This is a genomic window from Lelliottia sp. GFLA7, assembly GCF_056490165.1.
Window position 1 is genome coordinate 676,503 of sequence record NZ_JBWLAQ010000002.1, and the last position, 23,070, is coordinate 699,572.

Here is a 23,070-nt window from a genome sequence, read left to right on the forward strand (position 1 = left end):
GAAAGCCTGCGCGCGAGTAATTTGACGCGATATTTTTTACCTCACAGTAAACAGGATTACTGCAATGCCAAGAGCGAATGAAATTAAGAAAGGTATGGTGCTGAACTACAACGGCAAACTGCTGATTGTGAAAGACATTGATGTTCAGTCGCCTAGCGCCCGTGGCGCAGCAACGCTGTACAAAATGCGCTTTGCCGATGTCCGTACCGGCCTGAAGGTTGAAGAGCGTTTTAAAGGTGATGATATTGTTGATACCGTGACCCTGACGCGTCGCTTCGTCGATTTCTCCTACATTGACGGCAACGAATATGTGTTCATGGATAAAGAAGATTACACGCCGTATATCTTCACCAAAGATCAGATTGAAGACGAGCTGCTGTTTATTCCTGAAGGCGGCATGCCGGATATGCAGGTTCTGACCTGGGATGGCCAACTGCTGGCGCTTGAACTGCCGCAGACGGTTGATCTGGAAATCGTAGAAACGTCACCGGGCATCAAAGGCGCATCTGCAAGTGCGCGTAACAAACCCGCGACGCTGACTACAGGTTTGGTCGTTCAGGTTCCTGAATACCTTTCCGCAGGCGAAAAAATTCGCATCCATATTGAAGAAAAACGTTATATGGGTCGCGCAGACTGATACAAAAAAACCCGGCTTTTGCCGGGTTTCTTTTTACAACAATTCTGGTTACAACAGTTCTGGATACTTCAGCATCTTCAGCGCCAGTTCCACGCCTCGCACTTCCGCCATCCCTTTCAGACGGCCAATCGCAGAATAACCCGGATTCGTTTTCTTGCGTAAATCGTCAAGCATTTGATGCCCGTGATCCGGACGGAATGGAATCGGACGCACATCGCCAGCATGCTTACGACGCTGCTCTTCGCTTAGAATCGCATCCACTACCGCCACCATATTCACGTCGCCACCCAAATGAGCCGCTTCGTGGAAGGTTTTAGGGTTATTTTCACGACAGGTCGCGCGCAGATGGGTGAAGTGAATGCGATCGCCGAAGGCTTCAATCATCTTCACCAGATCGTTATCTTCACGCACGCCGTACGAACCCGTACACATAGTGAAGCCGTTGTTGATGCTATCAACGGTCTCTTTCAGCCACTGCATGTCTTCAATAGTGGAAACAATGCGTGGCAGGCCGAGAATCGGGCGCGGCGGATCGTCCGGATGAACGGCCAGGCGTAAACCACAGGCTTCCGCCACCGGCACAATCGCCCGCAGGAAATATGCCATATTTTCACGGAGCTGATTTTTATCGATGTCGCCGTATTCCGCCAAACGCGCGCGGAACTGATCCAGGGTGTAACCCTCTTCAGCACCCGGCAGACCCGCGATAATATTACGCGTCAGCTTTTCGATATCAGCGTCGGAAGCGTCTTCAAACCATTTCAGCGCCTGCTGTTGCTCTTCTGCGGAGTAATCCGCCTCTGCGCTCGGGCGTTTTAGAATGTGTAGTTCAAATGCCGCAAAGGCTATCTGATCAAAGCGCAGTGCTCTGGAACCGTCTGGCATTTGATATTCGAGATCGGTACGCGTCCAGTCCAGAATTGGCATGAAGTTGTAGCATACGGTGTCGATACCGCAGGTCGCCAGGTTACGAATACTCTGCTGATAGTTGGCGATCCAGGTTTCAAATTGTCCTGAATGCGTTTTGATATCCTCATGCACAGGGATACTTTCGACAACCGACCAGGTCAGCCCTTTATCTGCCAGCACCGCCTGACGTTTTTTGATCTCTTCCACCGGCCAAACTTCACCGTTTGGAATATGGTGCAATGCGGTCACGACGCCTGTTGCGCCAGCCTGACGCACATCATCAAGAGAAACCGGATCATTCGGCCCGTACCAACGCCAGGTTTGTTCCATCGCTTCACCCTCAAAAGTTGTTATACCAATATGTGTTACTGCAATGACGACTACCATACATGCTTGATAATATCGGTCAACGCGCTCGGCAGCATTGATTGATCCAACTCACAGAATCTGGATATTTACGGCTTACCAATTTAATTTGCTGTCATATAACTTTACACTGCCGTTGTTAATTAATGGTTAATCAGGTGTGTATTACATGAAGACAATTGCCTCCGCTTCGCTTCCTCCGCACGTGCAACTGCCGCAGTATGATCGCCAGCAACTGCGCTCCCGCATTGTTCATTTCGGTTTTGGCGCTTTTCACCGTGCGCATCAGGCGTTGTTAACAAACCGTGTGCTAAACGCCAAAGGGGGCGACTGGGGTATCTGTGAGATTAGCCTGTTCAGTGGCGATGTGCTGATGAGCCAGCTTCGTGCACAGGAGCACCTTTTTACCGTGCTGGAAAAAGGCGCTGACGGAAATCAGCCGATTGTTATCGGCGCTGTGCATGAATGCCTGAATGCCAAGCTCGATTCGCTGGCGGCCATTATTGAGAAATTTTGCGAACCGCACGTAGCTATTGTTTCGCTGACCATAACCGAGAAAGGCTATTGCATCGATCCGGCGACAGGCAAGCTGGATACGCAGAACGCACGTATCCTTCACGATCTCGAAAACCCAACCGAACCGCACTCAGCGCCCGGTATTCTGGTTGAAGCCCTCCATCGCCGCCGCGAACGCGGCCTCACGCCTTTCACCGTCCTGTCGTGCGACAACATTCCTGATAACGGACATGTGGTTAAAAACGCGGTGCTGGGGATGGCAGAAAAACGCTCGCCAGAGTTAGCCAAATGGATTGCGACGCACGTGAGTTTCCCTGGCACCATGGTTGACCGCATCGTGCCCGCCGCTACGGAAGCATCGCTGGCAGAAATCACTCAGGCGTTAGGCGTGGAAGATCCCTGCGCGATCAGCTGCGAGCCGTTTATCCAGTGGGTAGTGGAAGATAATTTTGTGGCCGGCCGCCCTGAATGGGAAATCGCTGGCGTTCAGATGGTTCAGGACGTTCTGCCGTGGGAGCAGATGAAATTACGCATGCTCAACGGTAGCCACTCGTTCCTGGCGTATCTGGGTTACCTCGCGGGTTTCGCACATGTGAGTGATTGCATGCAGGACGACGCGTTTCGCGAGGCCGCTCGTCGCCTGATGCTGGATGAACAAGCTCCGACATTGCGCATCACCGATGTCGATTTAACGGCGTATGCTGACAGTCTGATCGACCGATTTGCCAATCCGGCGTTACAGCACCGCACCTGGCAAATCGCGATGGACGGTAGCCAAAAATTGCCGCAGCGCATGCTGGAAGGTGCGCGCGTACATTTGCAACGTGAAAGCGCCTGGCCACTGCTGGCACTCGGTATCGCTGGATGGATGCGTTATGTGAGTGGCGTTGATGATGCTGGGAATACCATCGATGTCCGCGATCCGCTGAGCGAAAAAATTCGAGCAATTGTTGAAACCAGCAGCGAAACAGACCGCGTAGATGCGTTACTGGCCCTTGCGGAAATTTTTGGCAGCGACTTGCCGCAGCAGGCTCAGTTTGTCGATGCAATCACTCACGCTTACCAGCGTATTTCAGAGCGTGGCGCACGTCAGGCCGTCATCGACACCCTCGCGATTTAACTTTTTTTGCTGTAAAGGGCGTATGGAGAGAGCCTCCGTTCGCCCTCCCCCTTCTCACCGCTGTCTTTTTTCGCCAGGATTATTGATAATTGTTATGTATTACAATTTTTCCTGGAGCGCATGTGACCAAAACCAACCTCATAACCGGCTTTCTCGGCAGCGGTAAAACCACTTCCATTCTTCATTTGCTGGCGAATAAAGATCCGGCAGAAAAATGGGCCGTGTTGGTCAATGAATTCGGCGAAGTCGGGATTGATGGCGCATTGCTGGCTGACAGCGGCGCGATGGTCAAAGAAATCCCAGGCGGCTGCATGTGCTGCGTCAATGGCTTACCGATGCAGGTGGGGCTAAATACGCTGTTGCGTCAGGGCAAGCCGGACCGTTTAATCATCGAACCCACCGGTTTAGGCCATCCCAAGCAGATCCTCGACCTGCTCACCGCGCCAGTATATGAGCCGTGGATCGATCTGCGGGCCACGCTTTGTGTTCTGGATCCGCGCCAGTTGCTGGATGAGAAATCCGTGCAAAATGAAAACTTCCGCGACCAGCTTGCCAGCGCAGATATCATCGTGGTGAATAAAGAAGACCGTGCCACAGACGAGAGCCGGGCAGCGTTTGACCTGTGGTGGCAGCACTTTGGCGGCGACCGCCAGTTTGTGCAGACAACCCAGGGTCATATCGATAATGCGCTGCTGGATCTTCCGCGTCTGAATTCAGCTGAACTGCCTGCCAGCGCTGCGCATTCGCACAGTCATGCCGACAAAAAAGGCCTGGCGGCGCTGAGTTTGCCTGCTCATCAGCGCTGGCGCCGCAGTCTCAATAGCGGCCAGGGACATCAGGCCTGTGGCTGGATTTTTGATGCTGATACGCGCTTTGATACAATCGGTATTCTGGAATGGGCCAAGCTCGCGCCGGTCGAACGCGTAAAAGGTGTGATGCGAACTCAGGATGGGCTGGTGCGGATCAATCGTCAGGGCGCAGATTTCTTTATCGAAACGCAGAACGTTGCACCGCCAGATAGCCGAATAGAGTTAATTAGTGCGGTTAACACCGACTGGAACCTGCTTCAGGCCAGCTTGTTGAAGCTTCGTTTAAGTTCGGGCGAATAACGTTGCCACCGACTAAATTATTCAAGATGATGATGATTAAACGACTTCCATACATTTTACTGCTTAATGCTGCCGGTTTTGCGCTGTTTTTGTCCTGGTATCTGCCAGCGAATCATGGCTTCTGGTTCCCGCTGGACTCCGGTATTTTCCTCTTCTTTAATCAGTTGTTGGCAAAGAGCCAAGCCTTTTTGTGGCTGGTGGCCATCACCAACAACCGTGCCTTCGATGGGTTTTCATTGCTCGCTATGGGCTGCCTGATGCTCTCTTTCTGGCGAGAAGAAGACGCCGCTTGTCGACGCCGCATCATCGCCATTGGGCTGGTGATGTTGCTGATTGCCGTAGTGGTGAACCAACTGGCCCAAGGGCTGATGCCGGTTAAGCGATCCAGTCCATCGCTCTATTTCCCCAATATCAATCGTGTCAGTGAATTACTGCACATTTCGACTAAAGATGCGTCGAAGGACAGTTTCCCAGGGGATCATGGAATGATGTTGCTTATTTTTTCGGCATTCATGCTGCGCTATTTTGGCAAAAAGGCGTTCGGGGTTGCCCTGATTATTGTTGTGGTTTTTATTTTCCCACGCGTAATGATCGGCGCTCACTGGCTGACTGATATTGTGGTCGGTTCACTTTCTGCCGTGTTGATTGGTTTACCCTGGTGCTTAATGACACCGTTGAGCGATCGCCTGATTGCCCTTTTCGACCGGTACCTGCCTCGGAAATGCAACAAAGATAAAACAAATAACTAACTTAAATTAACGCTATCCATCAGGGATCATTTTAGATCCCTGAAAATTCCCCGCTATTTTTTTGCTGCATTGTCATCTCTGCGTAATATCATTCACGTTGTAAATGAATGCATTGCATACATCTTAAGCTAAATTGGCGGTATTTTGCGCAATCCCGGTTGATCGCTTTGTCTATCACAATTTCTTATAAAAAAAGCAATATTATTGCTCGCATTGACTAAGCCGATCAGTTAATCTCGAACTCGTTTTGCCTCACAGAGATAATTATTCTCAGAGTGAATAAGTTTGTGCGTTAGACCACAGATTTGACCATAAAGAATTGTCTCATTGTGCGCAGATATTTAGTCTCGTCACGTTTGGCATTTTATAACGACTTTTATCGTTAAGGACTTCAAGGGAAAATAATTAACATGGTCAAATCTCAACCGATTTTGAGATATATCTTGCGGGGAATCCCGGCAATAGCAGTTGCAGTACTGCTGTCTGCATGTAGTTCGACAAACACTGCAAAGAATATGCATCCTGAGACGCGTGTTGTGGGCATGGAAGATGCCTCGTCACTGCAAGCCTCTCAGGATGAATTTGAGAATATGGTGCGTAATCTGGACGTTAAGTCTCGCATTATGGACCAGTATGCTGACTGGAAAGGCGTGCGTTATCGTCTGGGCGGCAGCACCAAAAAAGGTATCGATTGTTCCGGTTTTGTACAGCGTACGTTCCGTGAGCAATTCGGGTTAGACCTTCCGCGTTCTACCTACGAACAGCAGGAAACAGGTAAATCCATTTCACGTACGAAACTGCGTACCGGTGATTTAGTGCTGTTCCGTGCGGGTTCAACCGGTCGACACGTTGGGATTTACATCGGCAACGACCAGTTTGTTCATGCATCCACCAGCAGCGGTGTGACGATTTCCAGCATGAACGAGCCATACTGGAAGAAGCGCTATAACGAAGCGCGCCGTGTTCTGACCCGCAGTTAATCTGTTATGTCGTTGGTTATCCCTTGGCTGGCGACATAATAAAAAAAAGCACTGCTTCGGCAGTGCTTTTTTTTGCCTGTGTAATATCACGCCCCTGCAAGTGGGGGAAGCGAGATAATCCAGGCTATAGTCTTGTAAATTCGTAAGTTTAGCCGTCAAGCCGCAACTGACGGTCATTCAGGAACACTGACGTTTATGTTCACTCGTTACTTTTCCACCAGCCGTAAAGTCCTGACAGGCAGTATTCTGGCGGGCTTACTCGTCGCCCTCCTCTGCGGAATGCTGCAATTTTTCCTTAGCTATCATAAGCGGGAAGTGAGATTCGACACCCTCATCGTCGACCTTCGTGTGTATATGGAGAGCTACTTCTCCGAGCTTAAAACGTCCATCGATACCTTGCAGCCCTTTATTCTGGATAGCTGTCAGGAGGTGCGCGATGAGTTAACCTCGCGTGCCGCGTTTAGCCTCAACGTTCGTGCCTTTCTATTGGTAAAAGACAACGTCGCGTTTTGTTCTTCAGCAACAGGTGCCATGAATACTCCTTTGGCTGAACTCATACCCACGCTGAATGTTAATAAACCCATCGACATGGCGCTTTTGCCCGGAACGCCCATGCTGCCGCACAATCCCGCTATCGCTATCTGGTACCAAAATCCACTGGTGAAAGGCGGCGGTGTCTTCACGTCGATCAATATCAATTTGACGCCGTATCTCCTTTATACCGCGCGCCAGGACGAATTCGCGGGTATTGCGATTATTATTGGCGATACGGCGTTATCCACCGACTCAAACCGCCTGGTCAATATTCACGATTTGCATGGAACGGCCACCCGCAGTACGACGCTTAACGACGTGCCGCTCACCATCAATCTCTACGGGCAAGCGTGGACCATCGACGAAATCCTGTTTGCGTTATTTTTTGGTTTGATAAGCGGCATTGCCGCGGGAACGCTTTCCTATTACATCCTCTCCATTCGATTGAGTCCTGGCAAAGAGATCCTGACGGCCATCAAGCAAGGTCAATTTTATGTGGTCTATCAGCCTGTTGTTGATGCTGCAAAACTGGAAATGTCGGGCGTCGAAGTGCTGATGCGCTGGAAACATCCGACCATGGGTGAAATCCCGCCAGATGCGTTTATCAATTTTGCCGAAGCGCAGAAACTGATTGTGCCTCTGACGTTACATCTCTTTGAGCTTATTGGTCGCGATGCGCCACAGTTACAAACAGTGCTACCCGCAGGTGCAAAACTCGGCGTTAACATTGCGCCTGGACATCTGCATGCCGACAGTTTTAAAGACGACATGCGCCAATTTGGCACGTCGTTACCCCCGGATCACTTCCAGGTGGTGCTCGAAATCACCGAGCGCGACATGATCAATCAGCTCGAAGCCGCGCCATTATTTGAATGGCTACAGCACGAAGGGTTTGAGATTGCCATCGACGATTTTGGGACAGGCCACAGCGCGCTGATTTATCTGGAACGTTTTACGATGGATTATCTTAAGATCGATCGCGGCTTTGTGAACGCCATCGGAACAGAAACCGTCACGTCCCCGGTGCTCGACGCCGTATTGACGCTGGCGCGGCGGCTCAATATGGTCACGGTTGCGGAAGGTGTTGAAACGCCAGAACAGGCGGCCTGGTTGCGTGAACACGGGGTAAATTACCTGCAGGGCTACTGGATTAGTCGCCCAATGCCGCTGGGTCAATTTCTGAAATGGCAGCCAGATTTCGTGAAAGACAGTGAATAATTTCACAAGGGCACCTTCGTCACTTATTATTCAGCTAAACCGAAAGCCTCACTGCGGGTGAGTCAGAATAAAAGAGGGATACGCTGCACATGACTATGCGCTTCGTTTTGCTACTGCTGGCGTTGTTCAGCGTGACCTGCCAGGCGCAGACCATCAAAGAGAGCTATGCCTTTGCCGTTTTGGGTGAACCCAAATACGACGCTAACTTTACCCACTTCGATTACGTTAATCCCGCTGCGCCAAAAGGCGGGAACATCACGCTCTCTGCAATGGGGACGTTCGATAATTTCAACCGCTTTGCGTTGCGTGGTGTGGCCGCGGAGCGCACCGATTCGCTCTATGACACGCTCTTTGTCACCTCAGACGATGAGCCAGGAAGCTACTATCCACTCGTCGCCGAAGCGGTGCGTTACGCTGATGACTTTTCGTGGGCAGAAGTCACGCTCAACCCCCGCGCGCGTTTTCATGATGGGTCGCCGGTAAAAGCCAGCGATGTCGCTTTTACCTTTCATAAATTTATGACAGAAGGCGTTCCGCAGTTCCGTATTGTATTCAAAGGAACAACGGTAAAAGCGATTGCGCCATTGACCGTGCGTATCCAACTGGCGGAGCCCAGCAAAGAGAGCATGCTGAGTCTTTTCTCGTTGCCCGTCATGCCGGAATCATTCTGGAAAGATCACAAGCTGAGTGACCCGATTTCCACGCCTCCACTGGCTGGCGGCCCGTACCGCATCACTAGCTGGAGGATGGGGCAATATCTTGTTTACTCGCGCGTGAAAGACTACTGGGCCGCGAATTTACCGGTCAATCGCGGCCGCTGGAATTTCGACACAATCCGCTACGACTACTATCTCGACGATAACGTCGCCTTCGAAGCGTTCAAAGCCGGTGCATTCGATATGCGCGAGGAAGTCAGCGCCAAAAACTGGGCCACCCGCTATATCGGCAAGAATTTTGCGAATCATTACATCGTCAAAGATGAGCAAAAAAACGAATCAGCGCAGGACACTCGCTGGCTGGCATTTAATATACAGCGCCCTGTTTTCGCCGACAGGCGTGTACGTCAGGCTATTACCCTCGCCTTTGATTTTGAGTGGATGAACAAGGCGCTGTTTTACGATGCCTACAGCAGGACCAACAGCTATTTCCAGAATACAGAATATGCCGCCCGCGATTACCCCGACGCGGCTGAGCTTACGTTGCTCGCCCCCTTGAAAGCTGAAGTTCCCCCTGAAGTTTTCACGACCATTTTTGTTCCGCCCACCTCTAAAGGGAGCGGTTACGATCGTGATAATTTACTTAAAGCCAGCGCATTACTGGATGAAGCCGGCTGGGTATTAAAAAATCAAAAACGGGTGAATGCCCAGGGCAAACCGCTCACCTTTGAACTGCTGCTCTCCTCTGGCGGAAATAATCAGTGGGTTCTGCCATTCCAGCACAATCTGGAACGACTCGGGATCACTCTGGACATCCGTCAGGTTGATAACGCGCAGATAACCAACCGAATGCGCAATCGTGACTACGATATGATGACGCGCCTGTGGCAGGCCCAGCCATGGCCCAGCGCAAACTTACGCATCTCATGGGCCTCGGAATATATAAACTCTTCCTACAACGCCCCAGGCGTCTCAAGCCCGGCAATCGACATGCTGATCGGCAAAATCATTGCGGCGCAAGGCGATAAAGAAAAATTGCTTCCGCTAGGCCGAGCGCTTGACCGGGTATTGACCTGGAATTACTACATGCTGCCGATGTGGTTTATGGCTAAGGATCGTCTGGCCTACTGGGACAAATTCTCTAAGCCATCCGTACGCCCTATTTACTCGCTGGGATTCGAAAACTGGTGGTACGACGTCAATAAAGCCGCAAAACTGCCTGCAGAGCGGCGCTAAGGAATAACGATGGGCGCTTATCTGATTCGACGCTTATTGCTGATTATCCCTACTCTGTGGGCGATTATCACCATCAACTTCTTCATTGTGCAAATTGCGCCGGGAGGGCCGGTTGATCAGGCTATTGCCGCCGTTGAGTTTGGCCATAGCAATGGCTTGCCGGGAGGCGGCAGCGAAGGTCTGCGCGCCAGTCACGCTCAAACCGGTACCGGGAATATCAGCGACAGCAGCTATCGTGGTGGGCGTGGTCTGGACCCCGAAGTGATCGCCGAGATCACCCAGCGCTATGGCTTTGATAAACCCCTTCACGAGCGTTATTTCAAAATGCTGTGGGATTACGTCCGATTTGATTTCGGTAACAGTCTCTTCCGCAGCGCCTCGGTTTTACAGCTCATCAAAGACAGCCTGCCGGTTTCTATAACGCTCGGCTTGTGGGGGACGCTCATCATTTATCTGGTGTCGATCCCGCTCGGGATACGCAAAGCGGTGTACAACGGCAGTCGTTTCGATATCTGGAGCAGTACGTTCATTATTATTGGCTACGCTATTCCCGCCTTTCTGTTCGCCGTACTGTTGATTGTTTTCTTTGCGGGCGGCAGCTATTTCGATATCTTCCCGCTGCGCGGGCTGGTGTCCGCCGATTTCAGTTCGCTTCCGTGGTATCAAAAAATCACCGATTACCTCTGGCACATTACCCTGCCGGTACTGGCGACGGTGATTGGCGGATTTGCGGCCCTGACGATGCTGACTAAAAATGCTTTCCTTGATGAGATCCGCAAACAATACGTGGTCACCGCGCGTGCGAAAGGCGTCAGCGAAAAACAGATCATGTGGAAACACGTCTTCCGAAACGCCATGCTGCTGGTGATTGCCGGTTTTCCCGCCACGTTTATCAGCATGTTTTTCACTGGCTCGCTGCTGATTGAAGTGATGTTCTCCCTGAACGGGCTGGGCCTGCTTGGTTACGAAGCCACCGTATCACGTGATTATCCGGTGATGTTTGGCACACTCTATATTTTCACTCTGATTGGCCTGCTGCTGAATATCATCAGCGATATCAGCTATACGCTGGTCGATCCCCGTATTGACTTTGAGGGCCGCTGATGCCGCATTTAAGCCCCGTCAACCAGGCCCGCTGGGCACGTTTTCACCACAATCGTCGTGGATATTGGTCGCTGTGGATTTTTGCCGTGCTGTTTGTGCTGAGCCTGTGCTCTGAGCTGATTGCCAACGATAAACCGCTGCTGGTCCATTTTAACGACCGCTGGTATATGCCAGTGTTGAACAACTACAGCGAAAGCGATTTCGGCGGTCCGTTCGCGACCCCTGCGGATTATCAGGATCCCTGGCTTCGTGACCAGATAGACAGTCATGGCTGGGCGCTGTGGGCACCCGTCCGCTTTGGCGCGAACAGCATTAATTTTGCGACAACAACCCCTTTCCCTTCCGCACCTTCAGCACAAAACTGGCTGGGAACGGATGCGAACGGTGGCGATGTGCTGGCACGTATTCTCTACGGCACGCGGATCTCCATTTTGTTCGGGCTGATGCTCACGCTGTTCTCCAGCGTAATGGGTGTCGTTGCCGGTGCGATTCAGGGCTACTACGGCGGCAAAATTGATTTGTGGGGCCAACGCTTTATTGAAGTGTGGTCCGGAATGCCAACATTATTTTTGATTATTCTGCTCTCAAGCGTGGTTCAGCCCAATTTCTGGTGGTTGCTGGGTATCACGGTGATTTTTGGCTGGATGGCACTGGTCGGTGTCGTGCGCGCTGAATTTTTACGCACACGGAATTTTGATTATATCCGCGCCGCTCAGGCGCTCGGCGTCAGCGATCGCAGCATTATTTTTCATCATATGTTGCCCAACGCGGTGGTCGCGACGCTGACGTTCCTGCCGTTTATTTTGTGCAGTTCGATCACCACGCTCACCTCGCTGGATTTTCTGGGCTTCGGGCTGCCGCTTGGCTCACCATCACTGGGCGAATTACTGTTGCAGGGCAAAAATAACCTTCAGGCTCCCTGGCTGGGTATTACGGCATTCCTTTCCGTTGCTGTGTTGCTCTCGTTACTGATTTTTATTGGCGAAGCGGTCCGCGATGCCTTCGACCCCAATAAGGCGATATAAGATGACGCAACCCCTTCTCAGTATCGACAATCTTTCTATCGCGTTTACCCATCAGGGTGAAACACGCGAGGTGGTGAGCGACCTGTCACTGCAGATTCAGGCCGGAGAGGCGCTGGCGCTGGTGGGCGAATCCGGCTCGGGAAAAAGCGTGTCAGCGTTGTCTGTGCTGCGCCTGCTGCCCTCCCCTCCCGTTGTCTATCCGCAGGGCGATATTCTGTTCCACGGCCAGTCGCTGCTGCATGCAGACGAGCAAACGTTACGTGGAATCCGCGGCAATAAAATTGCGATGATCTTTCAGGAACCGATGGTTTCGCTGAATCCGCTACATACGCTGGAAAAACAGCTGTACGAAGTGCTGTCGCTGCATCGCGGAATGCGTAAAGAAGCCGCCAGAGGGGAAATTCTGGACTGCCTTGAGCGCACAGGTATTCGCAACGCCGCTAAACGCCTGGCGGATTTCCCGCATCAGCTTTCAGGCGGCGAGCGCCAGCGTGTGATGATCGCCATGGCTCTGCTGACCCGTCCAGAACTGCTGATTGCCGATGAGCCGACGACTGCACTCGATGTCACGGTACAGGCGCAAATTTTGCAGTTGCTGCGAGAGTTGCGTGAAGAGCTGAACATGAGCCTGCTGTTTATCACCCACAATCTCAGCATTGTGAAAAAACTCGCCGATAATGTGGCAGTCATGCAAAAAGGCCGCTGCGTTGAACAAAATACCGCGACAGCGCTCTTCAACGCGCCACAACACTCTTACACGCAACGTCTGCTTAACAGCGAGCCGTCGGGCGATCCTGTGCCACTCCCTGCTCACAGCACGCCGTTACTGAACGTTGAGGGGCTTGGCGTCTCGTTCCCTGTCCGCAAGGGGATTTTCCGCCGTGTTGTCGATCAAAATCATGTGCTGAAGAACGTCAGCTTTTCACTGCAGCCAGGCGAAACGCTCGGTTTGGTCGGCGAATCGGGATCGGGAAAAAGCACCACCGGGCTGGCGCTGCTGCGATTAATTGCTTCACAAGGGGCCATTTTGTTTGATGGAAAACCGCTGCACAATTTGAACCGGCGACAGATGTTGCCCGTGCGTCATCGGATGCAGGTGGTTTTTCAGGATCCCAATTCCTCACTTAACCCCCGACTCAACGTATTGCAAATTATTGAGGAAGGTCTGCGCGTGCATCGGCCAGAGCTGAGCGCCCGACAGCGTGAAGAAGAGGTGATTCGCGTGATGGAAGAAGTTGGGCTGGATCCGGAAACTCGCTTTCGTTATCCGGCTTCGTTTTCGGGGGGGCAACGCCAGCGTATCGCTATCTCACGGGCGCTAATCCTGAAACCGGAATTGATTATCCTTGATGAACCCACGTCATCGCTCGACAAAACCGTGCAGGCGCAAATTCTGGCGTTACTAAAAGCACTGCAGGAAAAGCATCAGCTGGCGTATATCTTTATCAGCCACGATTTGCAGGTTGTGCGCGCGCTGTGCCATCAGGTGATTGTGCTGCGTCAAGGAGAAGTGGTCGAACAAGGTGACTGCCAGCGCGTGTTTGCCGCACCGACGCATGAATACACACGCCAGTTGTTAGCCTTGCGTTAAGGCTTAGAAAGGTTGCTGGCGGGAAAAAGGTTCAGCGATCGCAACGCCAAAATTCTTCAGGCGACAGGTGGCGGCAAACTCATCCTGGCTGTTAACAAACAGGCAGGGTTCACCTTCGCATTCCACGATAGAACTGACCACTTCGATATCCGTCAAGGCCTGACTCAGGCGCTCCATGACCGGCCACGCATTTTCATCGTCGGAGCTAAGTAATTTCAGCGCCACGAGGCAATTATCGCAGTCGTTTCCACTTTGCGGAATCGGTTCAACCTTCGAACCTGCAAAACCCGCCAACCAGCGATAGCTCTGTGGCAAGCGATGGACTATGGAGAGCTGTAATGTATTCACGTTCTTTCCCCGGAAGCAAAAAGCCTTCACAATTTATTTACATTTATAGTAACACATCGTCGCTGACCTGCCTTTTTTTTGATGAGAAACCGCTTACAGCCTTATGTTACGGGCTTTGGTATCTCATTTTTCAGGGCGTTATTTTGTAAGTTACAGGCTCGCTTCGGCGCTATATGTACCCGTTTCTGCGATCTAACTCAACCTTTTTAACTACAACGATGTGACTTTTTACATAAATAGATTTTACATAAAAGAAACAATCACGGGGTAAACAAACGCCTGTTTGGTTGACGCGCATCAAAAAAGGGACCGTTTTGGTCCCTTTAAATTTATCAATGCGCTGATTTTCTCGGCCGACTGGCGTAGAGATAGAAGAGAATCGAACAGGTCGCGCAAAACGCGATAGACCAAATCATCGGCCAGGCGGTGTTAAACGTCGCCATTGAAAGCAGCGCGCCGACAATCGCGCCAATCCCAAAGCGGAATGTCCCAGCCAGCGATGATGCGGTTCCTGCCATGTGCGGAAACTCGTCGAGAATGACCGCCATCGCGTTCGATGAAACCATCGACACGCATCCTACAAACGCTGCCACGCCCACCACCAGCGCCCAGAAACCGACATCAAAGAAAGCGGTAAACACCATCCAAATTGCCATCACAAACTGGATCCACAGGCCCGCACGGAACATATTCAGCGCTCCGGCACGACGGACAAAGCGGCTATTGATAATGGTCATGACGAACAGGAACACGATGTTCAGCGCAAAGTAATAACCGAAGTGCTGCGGCGAAACGTGGTTGATCTCAATGTAAACGAAGGGCCCGGCGCTCAGGAATGAGAACATCCCTGCAAAGCTGAAGCCGCTCGCCAGCATATAGCTCAACACGCGTTTATGGCGGAACAACGAGGCAAAGTTGCCGATGGTGGTGCGAATGTGAAATTTCTGCCGCCGTTCTACGGGCAAGGTTTCATCGATGAAGAAGAAGATCATCGCCGACGCCAGCAGCGCAGCAATCGCCAGGATCCAGAAAATGGCATGCCAGCTTAACCATACCAGCACTGCGCCACCAATCATGGGTGCCAGCAATGGCGCAATGGTGGTGACCAGCATGACGAACGACATCATCCGCGAGAACTCTTCTTTCGGGTAGATATCGCGCATCAGGGCGTTAATCACCACGCTCGCCGCCGCGGCCGCCAGACCATGTAAGAAACGCATCATGATCAGCTGTTCGATTGTTTGCGCCAGTGCGCAGGCCACAGCCGCTGCGGCAAACACCAGCGTTCCCCCCAGAATCACCGGCTTGCGCCCGATGCTGTCCGCCATTGGGCCATACAGCAATTGCCCGACGGCAAAGCCGAGAATATAGGTGCTGAGTGTCATTTGCGCGCTGCCGGCCGGCACGCCGAACTGCGCGGAAATCACTGGCAGCGCAGGCAAGTACATGTCGATAGACAGCGGCATCAGCATGGCCAAAAGGCCAAGGATAAAGACGATGCTGATTGATGAGTGTGGCCTGGTGGTCACAATGTGCTCCTGAAATTAGCGTGGCGGCATGCCAACGCTGGCAATTTCTTCTTCCGTTAACGGGCGATATTCACCGGGTTCAAGCTCCGGATCGAGGGCAATCTCACCAATACGTTCGCGATGCAGGCCAACCACACGGTTGCCCACGGCGGCGAACATTCGCTTCACCTGATGGTAGCGCCCTTCGATGATGGTCAAACGCACTTCGGTGGGCGTAATGACTTCAAGCACTGCGGGCTTGGTGAGATCTTTTTCATTATGCAGCTGAACGCCTTTGGTGAATTGTTCAGCTGTGTCATCCGCAACCGGAGACTCCAGCATCACCAGATAGGTTTTTTCACAGTGGTGGCGCGGAGACGTGATTCGGTGCGACCATTGACCATCATCGGTCATTAGCACCAGACCGGTCGTATCAATATCCAGACGCCCCGCCGCATGCAGTTTGTGCGCGACCGGCTCTTCAAGGAAATAGAGTACCGTCGGGTGATCGGGGTCGTCCGTCGAACAGACGTAGCCTTGTGGCTTATTGAGCATAAAATAGCGTGAGCCAATTTGCTGGGTCAGCGTGTTACCGTCGAACTCCACGTCATGTTCCGGGAGGAGTTTGAACGCGCTGTCTCTCACAATATCGCCGTCCACGGTAACGCGGCTGGCGCGAATTTCACGTCCGGCAATAGCGCGGCTGACGCTGAGTTGCTGAGCGATAAATTTATCAAGTCGCATGAAATCTAATTAGCCTTAAAGGTGCAGGAAGTCGGACAACATGTCCGAAAAAGAAGCAGTCAAGAACTGTCCAGTATAGCGGCCTATCTGCGCCACTCAAGGGAAAAAGTTTCGTGGCATACTCTATGCGAGAGAACAAAAACGAGAACCTATGACTTTTACACTTCGCCCCTATCAGCAAGAAGCCGTCGACGCGACGCTCGCCTGGTTTCGCAAACACAAAGAGCCTGCTGCAATTGTTCTGCCCACTGGCGCAGGAAAGAGCCTGGTCATCGCTGAGTTGGCTCGACTGGCGCGTGGCCGCGTGCTGGTGCTGGCGCACGTCAAAGAGCTGGTCGCGCAGAATCACGCTAAATATCGGGCATTAGGTCTGGAGGCCGATATTTTCGCCGCCGGACTCAAGCGTAAAGAGAGCCACGGCAAAGTGGTTTTTGGCAGCGTCCAGTCGGTGGCGCGAAATCTTGAGCTGTTCCGCAGTGAGTTCTCGCTGCTGATTATTGATGAGTGCCATCGCATCAGCGATGACAACGACAGCCAGTATCAGCAGATTCTCACGCACCTGAAAGAGGTCAATCCGCAGGTGCGTTTGCTGGGGTTGACCGCCACCCCGTTTCGTCTGGGTAAAGGCTGGATTTATCAGTTTCATTATCACGGTATGGTGCGCGGCGATGAGAAAGCGTTGTTTCGCGATTGCATCTATGAACTGCCGCTTCGCTACATGATCAAGCATGGTTATTTGACGCCACCTGAACGTCTGGATATGCCCGTCGTACAGTATGATTTCAGTCGCTTACAGGCACAGAGCAATGGGTTGTTTAGCGAAGCGGACATGAATCTGGAGCTGAAAAAGCAGCAGCGCATTACACCGCATATCATCAGCCAGATTGAAGAGTTTGCTCAGACGCGCAAAGGGGTGATGATTTTCGCCGCCACCGTGGAACATGCCCGCGAAATCACCGGTTTGCTGCCGAAAAATGACGCCGCATTAATTACCGGTGAAACGCCCGGCCCGGAGCGCGATACGCTCATCGAAGCCTTTAAAGCGCAGCAGTTCCGCTATCTGGTGAACGTCTCAGTATTGACCACCGGATTTGACGCGCCGCACGTCGATTTGATTGCGATTTTGCGCCCCACCGAATCCGTCAGCTTGTATCAGCAAATCGTCGGGCGCGGGTTACGGCTGGCACCCGGCAAAACCGACTGCCTGATTCTCGATTACGCCGGTAATCCGCACGACCTGTATTCGCCGGAAGTGGGGACGCCAAAAGGCAAAAGCGGCAACGTTCCGGTACAAGTTTTTTGCCCGGCCTGCGGTTTTGCCAACACTTTTTGGGGGAAAATGACTGCCGAAGGCACGCTTGTTGAGCATTTTGGTCGCCGCTGCCAGGGCTGGTTTGAGGACGACGAAGGCCATCGCGAACAGTGCGATTTCCGCTTCCGCTTCAAAAACTGCCCGCAGTGCAACGCTGAAAATGATATCGCCGCGCGACGCTGCCGTGAATGTGACACCGTTTTGGTCGATCCCGATGACATGCTGAAAGCGGCGCTGAAGCTCAAAGATGCGCTGGTGTTGCGCTGCTCCGAAATGGCGCTGCAACCCGGCGCGGATGACAAAGGCGAGTGGCTGAAAATCACCTATTACGACGAGGACGGCGCGGACGTCAGCGAACGGTTCCGGCTGCACACGCCCGCTCAGCGCACCGCGTTTGAACAGCTGTTTATCCGCCCACATACCCGAACGCCTGGCGTGCCGTTGCGCTGGATCACCGTCGCGGATATCGTGCACCAGCAGGCGTTTTTGCGTCACCCTGATTTTGTTGTCGCGCGTAAAAAAGGTCAGTTCTGGCAGGTACGTGAAAAGATGTTCGACTACGAAGGGCGTTTCCGCCGGGCCAATGAATTGCGGGGTTAAAGGGACTTTTGATTGATGTAAAGTGCGTTTGAGTATAAAATGCCGCCCGCTTCACATCCGTGAGGCAGAACACTTACCTGCTGCTGGGTCGCCTGTAGCAGGACTTATTTACAGAGAGAAATCAATGTTCACTATCAATGCAGAAGTACGTGCAGTGCAGGGTAAGGGTGCGAGCCGCCGCCTGCGCGCAGCTAACAAGTTCCCGGCTATCATTTATGGTGGCGAAGCTGCTCCAGTTGCTATCGAAATGGATCAGGATAAAGTCTGGAACCAGCAGACTAAAGAAGGGTTCTACACTGAAGTTCTGACTATCGTTATCGATGGTAAAGAAGAAAAAGTGAAAGTTCAGGCTGTTCAGCGTCACCCGTTCAAGCCAAAACTGTCTCACGTCGACTTCGTTCGCGCTTAATCGCCAACAAGTTGAGAAAAAACCCCGCGCTGCGGGGTTTTTTTATGGCTGCTATTTACCGCCTGACGTACGGCGCTGCAGCTGATCGCGCAGGTTCGGTGGCGTCCCTTTGATGGTCAGCGTGTCGGTTGCCGGATCCCAGAAGATGCGTTCACCCAGCAGCATGGCGTCAAAATTGACGGTTAACCCACCGCCGCTCCCAGCAAATTTGGTTAACTGGCGCAGCGTACTGCGATCCGCCGGGAAACTCTCTTCCAGCTCATAGCCTTTATCAGCCGTAAATTCCTGGAAGCTGACTTCGCTGACGCCCGCTAATTCTTTTGACAGTGATTCAAGCTCAATCTCTTCGCCAGCCTGTAACTGCTCGCTGCAATAGCTGTAAACTTGCTGACGCACGTTCTGGCGCTCAGATTTATCAAGTTGCGCCTCTGCGGTGAAATCATCCAGCGCCTGCAACAACCCTTTATTTTGCGCTTTCGCGTTCAGGCCTTCGCTGGCACCGAGGAAGTCCATAAAGAAGTCCGACACTTTGCGCCCGACACGCCCTTTCAGGAACGTCAGGTAGCGCGTAGATTCCGGGTTGGTTTCCCATTCGGTCAAATCAATGCGCGCTACGATATCGGCATGGTTGATATCCAGATAGTGCGTGGAGCTGATGTCGAGCTGCTCATTCACACGCATACTGCTCAGATTGTTCAGCACGGTGACCAGCAAATATTCCACCGCCAGATAACGGTACTGGCAGAACAGCACGATACCGCCATCCGCAAAGGGATATTTCGCCAGTTCGTCGCGCAGACGTCCTGTCGCCGCCCGGCTAAACGCCAGGAAATCCTCTTCACCCTGACGCTGCAAGCGCAAGCTTTGCGCCAGCTCGCTCTCTTCGTTGAACATGCCATAGGCTTTGTTTTTGGCACTGTAAACGCGGTGTAATTCCGCCATCATTTCCGTAACGGTAGACGTTGGTTCCAGTAACGAATCGCGCAGCACCAGCTCAAGGGTTTGCTCATCACGCTTGATAAGCTGGTGCAACGCAATCTGGTTGATATCCAGACTCATGATAAACTCTCCTTTTAGACGGACGGTATTCAACCACCCCCTACGAATCTGTGCAACAGAAGAACAGCAGATAAAAAAGGGGAAAAAAAGCTGTTGCTACGGTAATATGTTGCCCTTTCATCAACGAACTGATTTCGATTTATGCCACAACATTCCCGCTATAGTGATGAACACGTTGAACAACTGCTCAGTGAGCTGGCCAACGTACTTGAAAAAAACAAAACGCCGACCGATCTTTCTCTGATGGTTTTGGGAAATATGGTCACCAACCTTATCAATACCAGCGTTGCTCCGGCTCAACGTCAGGCGATCGCAAAATCATTCGCCCAGGCATTGCAGTCCTCGGTGAGTAACGATCAGGCGCATTAAGGGAAACGAACAACAGTTTATGGTGACGAATCGTCAGCGCTACCGCGAAAAAGTCTCCCAGATGGTTAGCTGGGGGCACTGGTTTGCCTTGTTCAACATTTTGTTGGGCATGGTGCTGGGCAGCCGTTATCTATTCGTGGCCGACTGGCCGACGACGCTAACCGGGCGTATTTACTCCTGGATAAGCCTGGTGGGGCATTTTAGCTTTTTAGTCTTCGCCACGTACCTGCTGATTCTTTTCCCCCTGACGTTTATCGTCATGTCGCAGCGGCTGATGCGGTTTTTATCCGCCATCCTTGCCACTGCGGGCATGACGCTGCTGCTTATCGACAGCGAAGTCTTCACACGTTTCCACCTGCATCTCAATCCCATCGTCTGGGAACTGGTGATTAACCCCGACCAGAACGAAACCGCACGTGACTGGCAGCTGATGTTTATCAGCGTGCCCATTATTCTGCTGATTGAGATGCTGTTTGCCACCTGGAGCTGGCAAAAACTCCGTAGCCTGACGCGTCGTCGTCACTACGCCAAACCTGTCGCCACGCTATTTTTCGTGGCGTTTATCAGCTCACATGTCATGTACATTTGGGCCGATGCTAATTTCTACCGCCCAATCACCATGCAGCGCGCCAACTTGCCGCTTTCCTACCCGATGACAGCGCGTCGCTTCCTGGAAAAACACGGGCTGCTTGATGCGCAGGAATATCAGCGTCGCCTGGTCGAGCAAGGCAATCCAGAGGCCGTGTCGGTACAGTATCCACTAAGCGACTTACGCTATCGCGATATGGGACAAGGCCAAAATGTCTTGCTTATCACCGTCGACGGTCTGAATTATTCTCGCTATGAGAAACAGATGCCTGCGCTGGCAGAATTCGCCGAGCAAAACATTAACTTCACGCAGCATATGAGCTCCGGGAATAGCACCGATGCAGGCATTTTCGGTCTGTTCTATGGCATTTCTGCGGGTTATATGGATGGCGTGTTGTCTTCTCGTACGCCTGCGGCCCTGATAACCTCGCTTAATCAGCAAGGTTATCAACTGGGGCTGTTCTCATCGGACGGTTTCAGTAGCCCGCTTTATCGACAGGCGTTGTTGTCCGACTTCTCCCTGCCTGCAGCGCAGAGTCAGTCCGACGATAAAACGGCGGATCAGTGGGTGAACTGGCTGAATCGCTATGCGCAGGAAGATAACCGCTGGTTCTCCTGGATAGCGTTTAACGGCACGACGCTGGATGACAGCAATCAGAAAGGCTTTGCCCGTCGTTACGGCCGTGCGGCTGGCGATGTTGACGCGCAGATCGCGCGCGTCATTAACGCACTCCGTGAATCCGGCAAACTGGATAATACCGTAGTGATCATTACCGCAGGCCACGGTGTGCCGCTGGGTGATGAGACAAAAGAAATGGAATGGTCGCGCCCTAACCTGCACGTCCCGCTGGTTGTTCACTGGCCGGGCACGCCTGCACAACGCATCAGCATGTTGACCGATCACAAAGACGTCATGACAACGTTGATGCAGCGGTTGCTGCACGTCAGCACACCGGCGAATGAATACTCACAGGGTCAGGATATTTTCAGCGCCACGCGACGCCACAACTGGGTGACGGCAGCCAGCGGAAATACTCTGGCAGTCACGACGCCAACGCTGACATTGGTGCTTGGCAGCAATGGTAATTACCAGACGTATAACCTGCAGGGTGAGAAAATACATGACCAGAAACCGCAGTTAAGTCTGCTGCTTCAGGTGCTGACGGACGAGAAACGGTTCATCGCTAATTGATTAAAAATGAGTCAGTTAGCGTGACACGGGCTTGCATTCATTCTGCAAATGGTTAGTATAATTTTCTACGGAAACGGCACGTAGCGCAGCCTGGTAGCGCATCGTCATGGGGTGGCGAGGGTCGAGAGTTCAAATCTCTCCGTGCCGACCAAAATTTCTTCATAAAAAAACCAACCGTTCAGGTTGGTTTTTTTATGTCTAGTCGATTACTTCTTTTCACTGCCACCGAGGAAAAATATTCCCAACGGGATGGCAAGGAGAACCGTAAAGACCAGGCTGTAGACAAATATCATCGCCGATTGCAGCACAAACATGCTGGTCGTCCAGTGCGAAAGCGGAATGTTGTACTGCTCGATCACCCCGACAATCGTCGCCCGGCCAACGCACGTCGCGGCAATCATAAACACAACGAAAAGTGCCACTAAAAACTTTCGGCCTTCAGGCGTATTAAGCTTAGCGCGTACCATCATGTCTCTTATCCCTTCACAGATGAATAACAATATTTGCTGCTCACCCTAACACGTTCACCCCTTTCGTTCCATATCAGCATTTACAGCCATACAAACGCAAAATCACCAGTCACATACTCTGCACAATATGAAAATATGAGTAAATAATATCAACCTTCACATTTTGCTATGTTAGCCTTGCACCGATCGTTTGACATACAAGGAATGACTGTGAAAAACGCACCTAAATTTGCTATTGCCCTTCTCGCCGCTGCCTGCATGAACACCAGCGCTTTCGCCAGTGAGACGCCAAAAAATGAGCCGCTGGAAAAAATCGCCCCGTGGCCACAGGCCGATAAAGGGATGAAGCGCCAGGTTATCCAACTCCCTGCTCAACAAGATGAGTCAGGTTACAAGGTTGAATTGCTGATTGGGCAGAATCTGGAAGTGGACTGCAACCTGCATCGTCTTGGCGGCAAACTGGAAAGCAAAACGCTGGAAGGCTGGGGCTATGACCATTATGTCTTCGATAATGTCACCTCGCCGGTATCGACCATGATGGCCTGTCCGGAAAAGACGAAAACGCAGAAGTTCGTGACGGCGTATCTGGGCGATAACAGTCTGCTGCGCTATAACAGCAAGCTGCCGATCGTGGTGTATACGCCTGAGAATATTGACGTGAAATATCGTATCTGGAAAGCGGAAGAGAAAATCGAAAACGCGGTTGTGCGTTAAAAATAAA

At 52.0% G+C, this 23,070-nt stretch carries 21 protein-coding genes and 1 tRNA gene; 16 read left to right on the top strand and 6 right to left on the bottom strand.

Going from position 1 to position 23,070, the window contains the following annotated elements; translation table 11 throughout:
* Positions 1-64: 64 nt before the first annotated feature.
* Entirely contained in the window at positions 65-637 is a 573-nt protein-coding gene (gene yeiP / locus AC07RN_RS08795) for an elongation factor P-like protein YeiP (protein ID WP_015959764.1), read from the top strand.
* Positions 638-685: 48 nt separating this feature from the next.
* On the opposite strand, the gene uxuA is transcribed toward yeiP, so the two are convergent.
* The gene (uxuA, locus tag AC07RN_RS08800; protein WP_478336148.1) at positions 686-1,876 is read right to left on the bottom strand and encodes a mannonate dehydratase; all 1,191 of its coding nucleotides are present in this window, start codon (positions 1,874-1,876) and stop codon (positions 686-688) included.
* Between the two features lie 205 nt (positions 1,877-2,081).
* On the opposite strand from uxuA, the gene AC07RN_RS08805 reads away from it, so the two are divergent.
* The 9 genes from AC07RN_RS08805 to yejF all read left to right on the top strand — a co-directional run bounded on the left by AC07RN_RS08805 (position 2,082) and on the right by yejF (position 13,750).
* Complete coding sequence (locus AC07RN_RS08805; protein ID WP_478336149.1) at positions 2,082-3,548, top strand: mannitol dehydrogenase family protein; 1,467 nt, start codon at positions 2,082-2,084, stop codon at positions 3,546-3,548.
* Positions 3,549-3,670: 122 nt separating this feature from the next.
* Positions 3,671-4,657 carry a CobW family GTP-binding protein gene (locus AC07RN_RS08810; protein ID WP_478336150.1) on the top strand — a complete coding sequence of 329 codons (987 nt, stop codon included), beginning with the start codon at positions 3,671-3,673 and terminating at the stop codon, positions 4,655-4,657.
* A gap of 32 nt (positions 4,658-4,689) precedes the next feature.
* Entirely contained in the window at positions 4,690-5,406 is a 717-nt protein-coding gene (locus AC07RN_RS08815) for a phosphatase PAP2 family protein (RefSeq protein WP_478336290.1), read from the top strand.
* Between the two features lie 410 nt (positions 5,407-5,816).
* The gene (gene mepS / locus AC07RN_RS08820) at positions 5,817-6,386 is read left to right on the top strand and encodes a bifunctional murein DD-endopeptidase/murein LD-carboxypeptidase (protein WP_015959769.1); all 570 of its coding nucleotides are present in this window, start codon (positions 5,817-5,819) and stop codon (positions 6,384-6,386) included.
* Positions 6,387-6,581: 195 nt separating this feature from the next.
* A complete protein-coding gene (locus AC07RN_RS08825) occupies positions 6,582-8,138 on the top strand; it encodes a cyclic di-GMP phosphodiesterase (protein WP_478336151.1) in 1,557 nt (518 codons plus the stop codon).
* A gap of 89 nt (positions 8,139-8,227) precedes the next feature.
* Positions 8,228-10,030 (top strand): extracellular solute-binding protein, encoded by a 1,803-nt coding sequence (locus tag AC07RN_RS08830; protein ID WP_478336152.1) that lies wholly within the window; start codon positions 8,228-8,230, stop codon positions 10,028-10,030.
* Positions 10,031-10,039: 9 nt separating this feature from the next.
* The gene (locus AC07RN_RS08835; RefSeq protein WP_015959772.1) at positions 10,040-11,134 is read left to right on the top strand and encodes a microcin C ABC transporter permease YejB; all 1,095 of its coding nucleotides are present in this window, start codon (positions 10,040-10,042) and stop codon (positions 11,132-11,134) included.
* The gene (locus tag AC07RN_RS08840; RefSeq protein WP_478336153.1) at positions 11,134-12,159 is read left to right on the top strand and encodes an ABC transporter permease; all 1,026 of its coding nucleotides are present in this window, start codon (positions 11,134-11,136) and stop codon (positions 12,157-12,159) included. Before AC07RN_RS08835 ends, AC07RN_RS08840 begins: the two co-directional genes overlap by 1 nt.
* A gap of 1 nt (position 12,160) precedes the next feature.
* Complete coding sequence (gene yejF / locus AC07RN_RS08845; RefSeq protein ID WP_478336154.1) at positions 12,161-13,750, top strand: microcin C ABC transporter ATP-binding protein YejF; 1,590 nt, start codon at positions 12,161-12,163, stop codon at positions 13,748-13,750.
* Positions 13,751-13,753: 3 nt separating this feature from the next.
* Here the strand turns inward: yejF and AC07RN_RS08850 are convergent, their stop codons facing one another.
* The 3 genes from AC07RN_RS08850 to rsuA all read right to left on the bottom strand — a co-directional run bounded on the left by AC07RN_RS08850 (position 13,754) and on the right by rsuA (position 16,350).
* Complete coding sequence (locus AC07RN_RS08850; RefSeq protein WP_015959775.1) at positions 13,754-14,098, bottom strand: YejG family protein; 345 nt, start codon at positions 14,096-14,098, stop codon at positions 13,754-13,756.
* Positions 14,099-14,430: 332 nt separating this feature from the next.
* Positions 14,431-15,627 carry a Bcr/CflA family multidrug efflux MFS transporter gene (locus AC07RN_RS08855; protein ID WP_449555074.1) on the bottom strand — a complete coding sequence of 399 codons (1,197 nt, stop codon included), beginning with the start codon at positions 15,625-15,627 and terminating at the stop codon, positions 14,431-14,433.
* 15 nt (positions 15,628-15,642) lie between these two features.
* The gene (gene rsuA, locus AC07RN_RS08860) at positions 15,643-16,350 is read right to left on the bottom strand and encodes a 16S rRNA pseudouridine(516) synthase RsuA (protein ID WP_015959777.1); all 708 of its coding nucleotides are present in this window, start codon (positions 16,348-16,350) and stop codon (positions 15,643-15,645) included.
* Between the two features lie 151 nt (positions 16,351-16,501).
* Here rsuA and radD point away from each other — a divergent pair, with 151 nt between their 5' ends.
* Positions 16,502-18,262: a DNA repair helicase RadD gene (gene radD, locus AC07RN_RS08865; RefSeq protein ID WP_478336155.1), complete on the top strand. Its 1,761-nt coding sequence runs from the start codon at positions 16,502-16,504 to the stop codon at positions 18,260-18,262.
* 124 nt (positions 18,263-18,386) lie between these two features.
* Positions 18,387-18,671 (top strand): 50S ribosomal protein L25, encoded by a 285-nt coding sequence (rplY, locus tag AC07RN_RS08870; RefSeq protein WP_015959779.1) that lies wholly within the window; start codon positions 18,387-18,389, stop codon positions 18,669-18,671.
* Positions 18,672-18,722: 51 nt separating this feature from the next.
* Here rplY and yejK read toward each other — a convergent pair whose 3' ends face one another.
* A complete protein-coding gene (gene yejK / locus AC07RN_RS08875; protein ID WP_015959780.1) occupies positions 18,723-19,730 on the bottom strand; it encodes a nucleoid-associated protein YejK in 1,008 nt (335 codons plus the stop codon).
* 141 nt (positions 19,731-19,871) lie between these two features.
* Here yejK and AC07RN_RS08880 point away from each other — a divergent pair, with 141 nt between their 5' ends.
* From AC07RN_RS08880 to AC07RN_RS08890, 3 genes are all read left to right on the top strand, one after another.
* Positions 19,872-20,099, top strand: coding sequence for a YejL family protein (locus AC07RN_RS08880; protein ID WP_015959781.1), 228 nt, complete (start codon positions 19,872-19,874; stop codon positions 20,097-20,099).
* Between the two features lie 19 nt (positions 20,100-20,118).
* The gene (gene yejM / locus AC07RN_RS08885; RefSeq protein ID WP_478336156.1) at positions 20,119-21,879 is read left to right on the top strand and encodes an LPS biosynthesis-modulating metalloenzyme YejM; all 1,761 of its coding nucleotides are present in this window, start codon (positions 20,119-20,121) and stop codon (positions 21,877-21,879) included.
* A gap of 74 nt (positions 21,880-21,953) precedes the next feature.
* Positions 21,954-22,030 (top strand) — tRNA-Pro (locus AC07RN_RS08890).
* Between the two features lie 55 nt (positions 22,031-22,085).
* Here the strand turns inward: AC07RN_RS08890 and AC07RN_RS08895 are convergent.
* Positions 22,086-22,346, bottom strand: a complete 261-nt coding sequence (locus AC07RN_RS08895) for a DUF2534 family protein (RefSeq protein WP_041689699.1) — start codon at positions 22,344-22,346, stop codon at positions 22,086-22,088.
* A 207-nt stretch (positions 22,347-22,553) separates the two neighbouring features.
* On the opposite strand from AC07RN_RS08895, the gene eco reads away from it, so the two are divergent.
* A complete protein-coding gene (eco, locus tag AC07RN_RS08900; protein ID WP_478336157.1) occupies positions 22,554-23,063 on the top strand; it encodes a serine protease inhibitor ecotin in 510 nt (169 codons plus the stop codon).
* Positions 23,064-23,070: the final 7 nt, after the last annotated feature.

Bases quoted from the DNA above. Each gene is read 5' to 3' on its own strand.
- yeiP (WP_015959764.1), top strand. From the start codon at position 65: ATGCCAAGAGCGAATGAAATTAAGAAAGGTATGGTGCTGAACTACAAC.
- uxuA (WP_478336148.1), bottom strand. From the start codon at position 1,876: ATGGAACAAACCTGGCGTTGGTACGGGCCGAATGATCCGGTTTCTCTT.
- AC07RN_RS08805 (WP_478336149.1), top strand. From the start codon at position 2,082: ATGAAGACAATTGCCTCCGCTTCGCTTCCTCCGCACGTGCAACTGCCG.
- AC07RN_RS08815 (WP_478336290.1), top strand. From the start codon at position 4,690: ATGATTAAACGACTTCCATACATTTTACTGCTTAATGCTGCCGGTTTT.
- mepS (WP_015959769.1), top strand. From the start codon at position 5,817: ATGGTCAAATCTCAACCGATTTTGAGATATATCTTGCGGGGAATCCCG.
- AC07RN_RS08825 (WP_478336151.1), top strand. From the start codon at position 6,582: ATGTTCACTCGTTACTTTTCCACCAGCCGTAAAGTCCTGACAGGCAGT.
- AC07RN_RS08830 (WP_478336152.1), top strand. From the start codon at position 8,228: ATGACTATGCGCTTCGTTTTGCTACTGCTGGCGTTGTTCAGCGTGACC.
- AC07RN_RS08835 (WP_015959772.1), top strand. From the start codon at position 10,040: ATGGGCGCTTATCTGATTCGACGCTTATTGCTGATTATCCCTACTCTG.
- AC07RN_RS08840 (WP_478336153.1), top strand. From the start codon at position 11,134: ATGCCGCATTTAAGCCCCGTCAACCAGGCCCGCTGGGCACGTTTTCAC.
- yejF (WP_478336154.1), top strand. From the start codon at position 12,161: ATGACGCAACCCCTTCTCAGTATCGACAATCTTTCTATCGCGTTTACC.
- rsuA (WP_015959777.1), bottom strand. From the start codon at position 16,350: ATGCGACTTGATAAATTTATCGCTCAGCAACTCAGCGTCAGCCGCGCT.
- radD (WP_478336155.1), top strand. From the start codon at position 16,502: ATGACTTTTACACTTCGCCCCTATCAGCAAGAAGCCGTCGACGCGACG.
- rplY (WP_015959779.1), top strand. From the start codon at position 18,387: ATGTTCACTATCAATGCAGAAGTACGTGCAGTGCAGGGTAAGGGTGCG.
- yejK (WP_015959780.1), bottom strand. From the start codon at position 19,730: ATGAGTCTGGATATCAACCAGATTGCGTTGCACCAGCTTATCAAGCGT.
- AC07RN_RS08880 (WP_015959781.1), top strand. From the start codon at position 19,872: ATGCCACAACATTCCCGCTATAGTGATGAACACGTTGAACAACTGCTC.
- yejM (WP_478336156.1), top strand. From the start codon at position 20,119: ATGGTGACGAATCGTCAGCGCTACCGCGAAAAAGTCTCCCAGATGGTT.
- AC07RN_RS08895 (WP_041689699.1), bottom strand. From the start codon at position 22,346: ATGGTACGCGCTAAGCTTAATACGCCTGAAGGCCGAAAGTTTTTAGTG.
- eco (WP_478336157.1), top strand. From the start codon at position 22,554: ATGACTGTGAAAAACGCACCTAAATTTGCTATTGCCCTTCTCGCCGCT.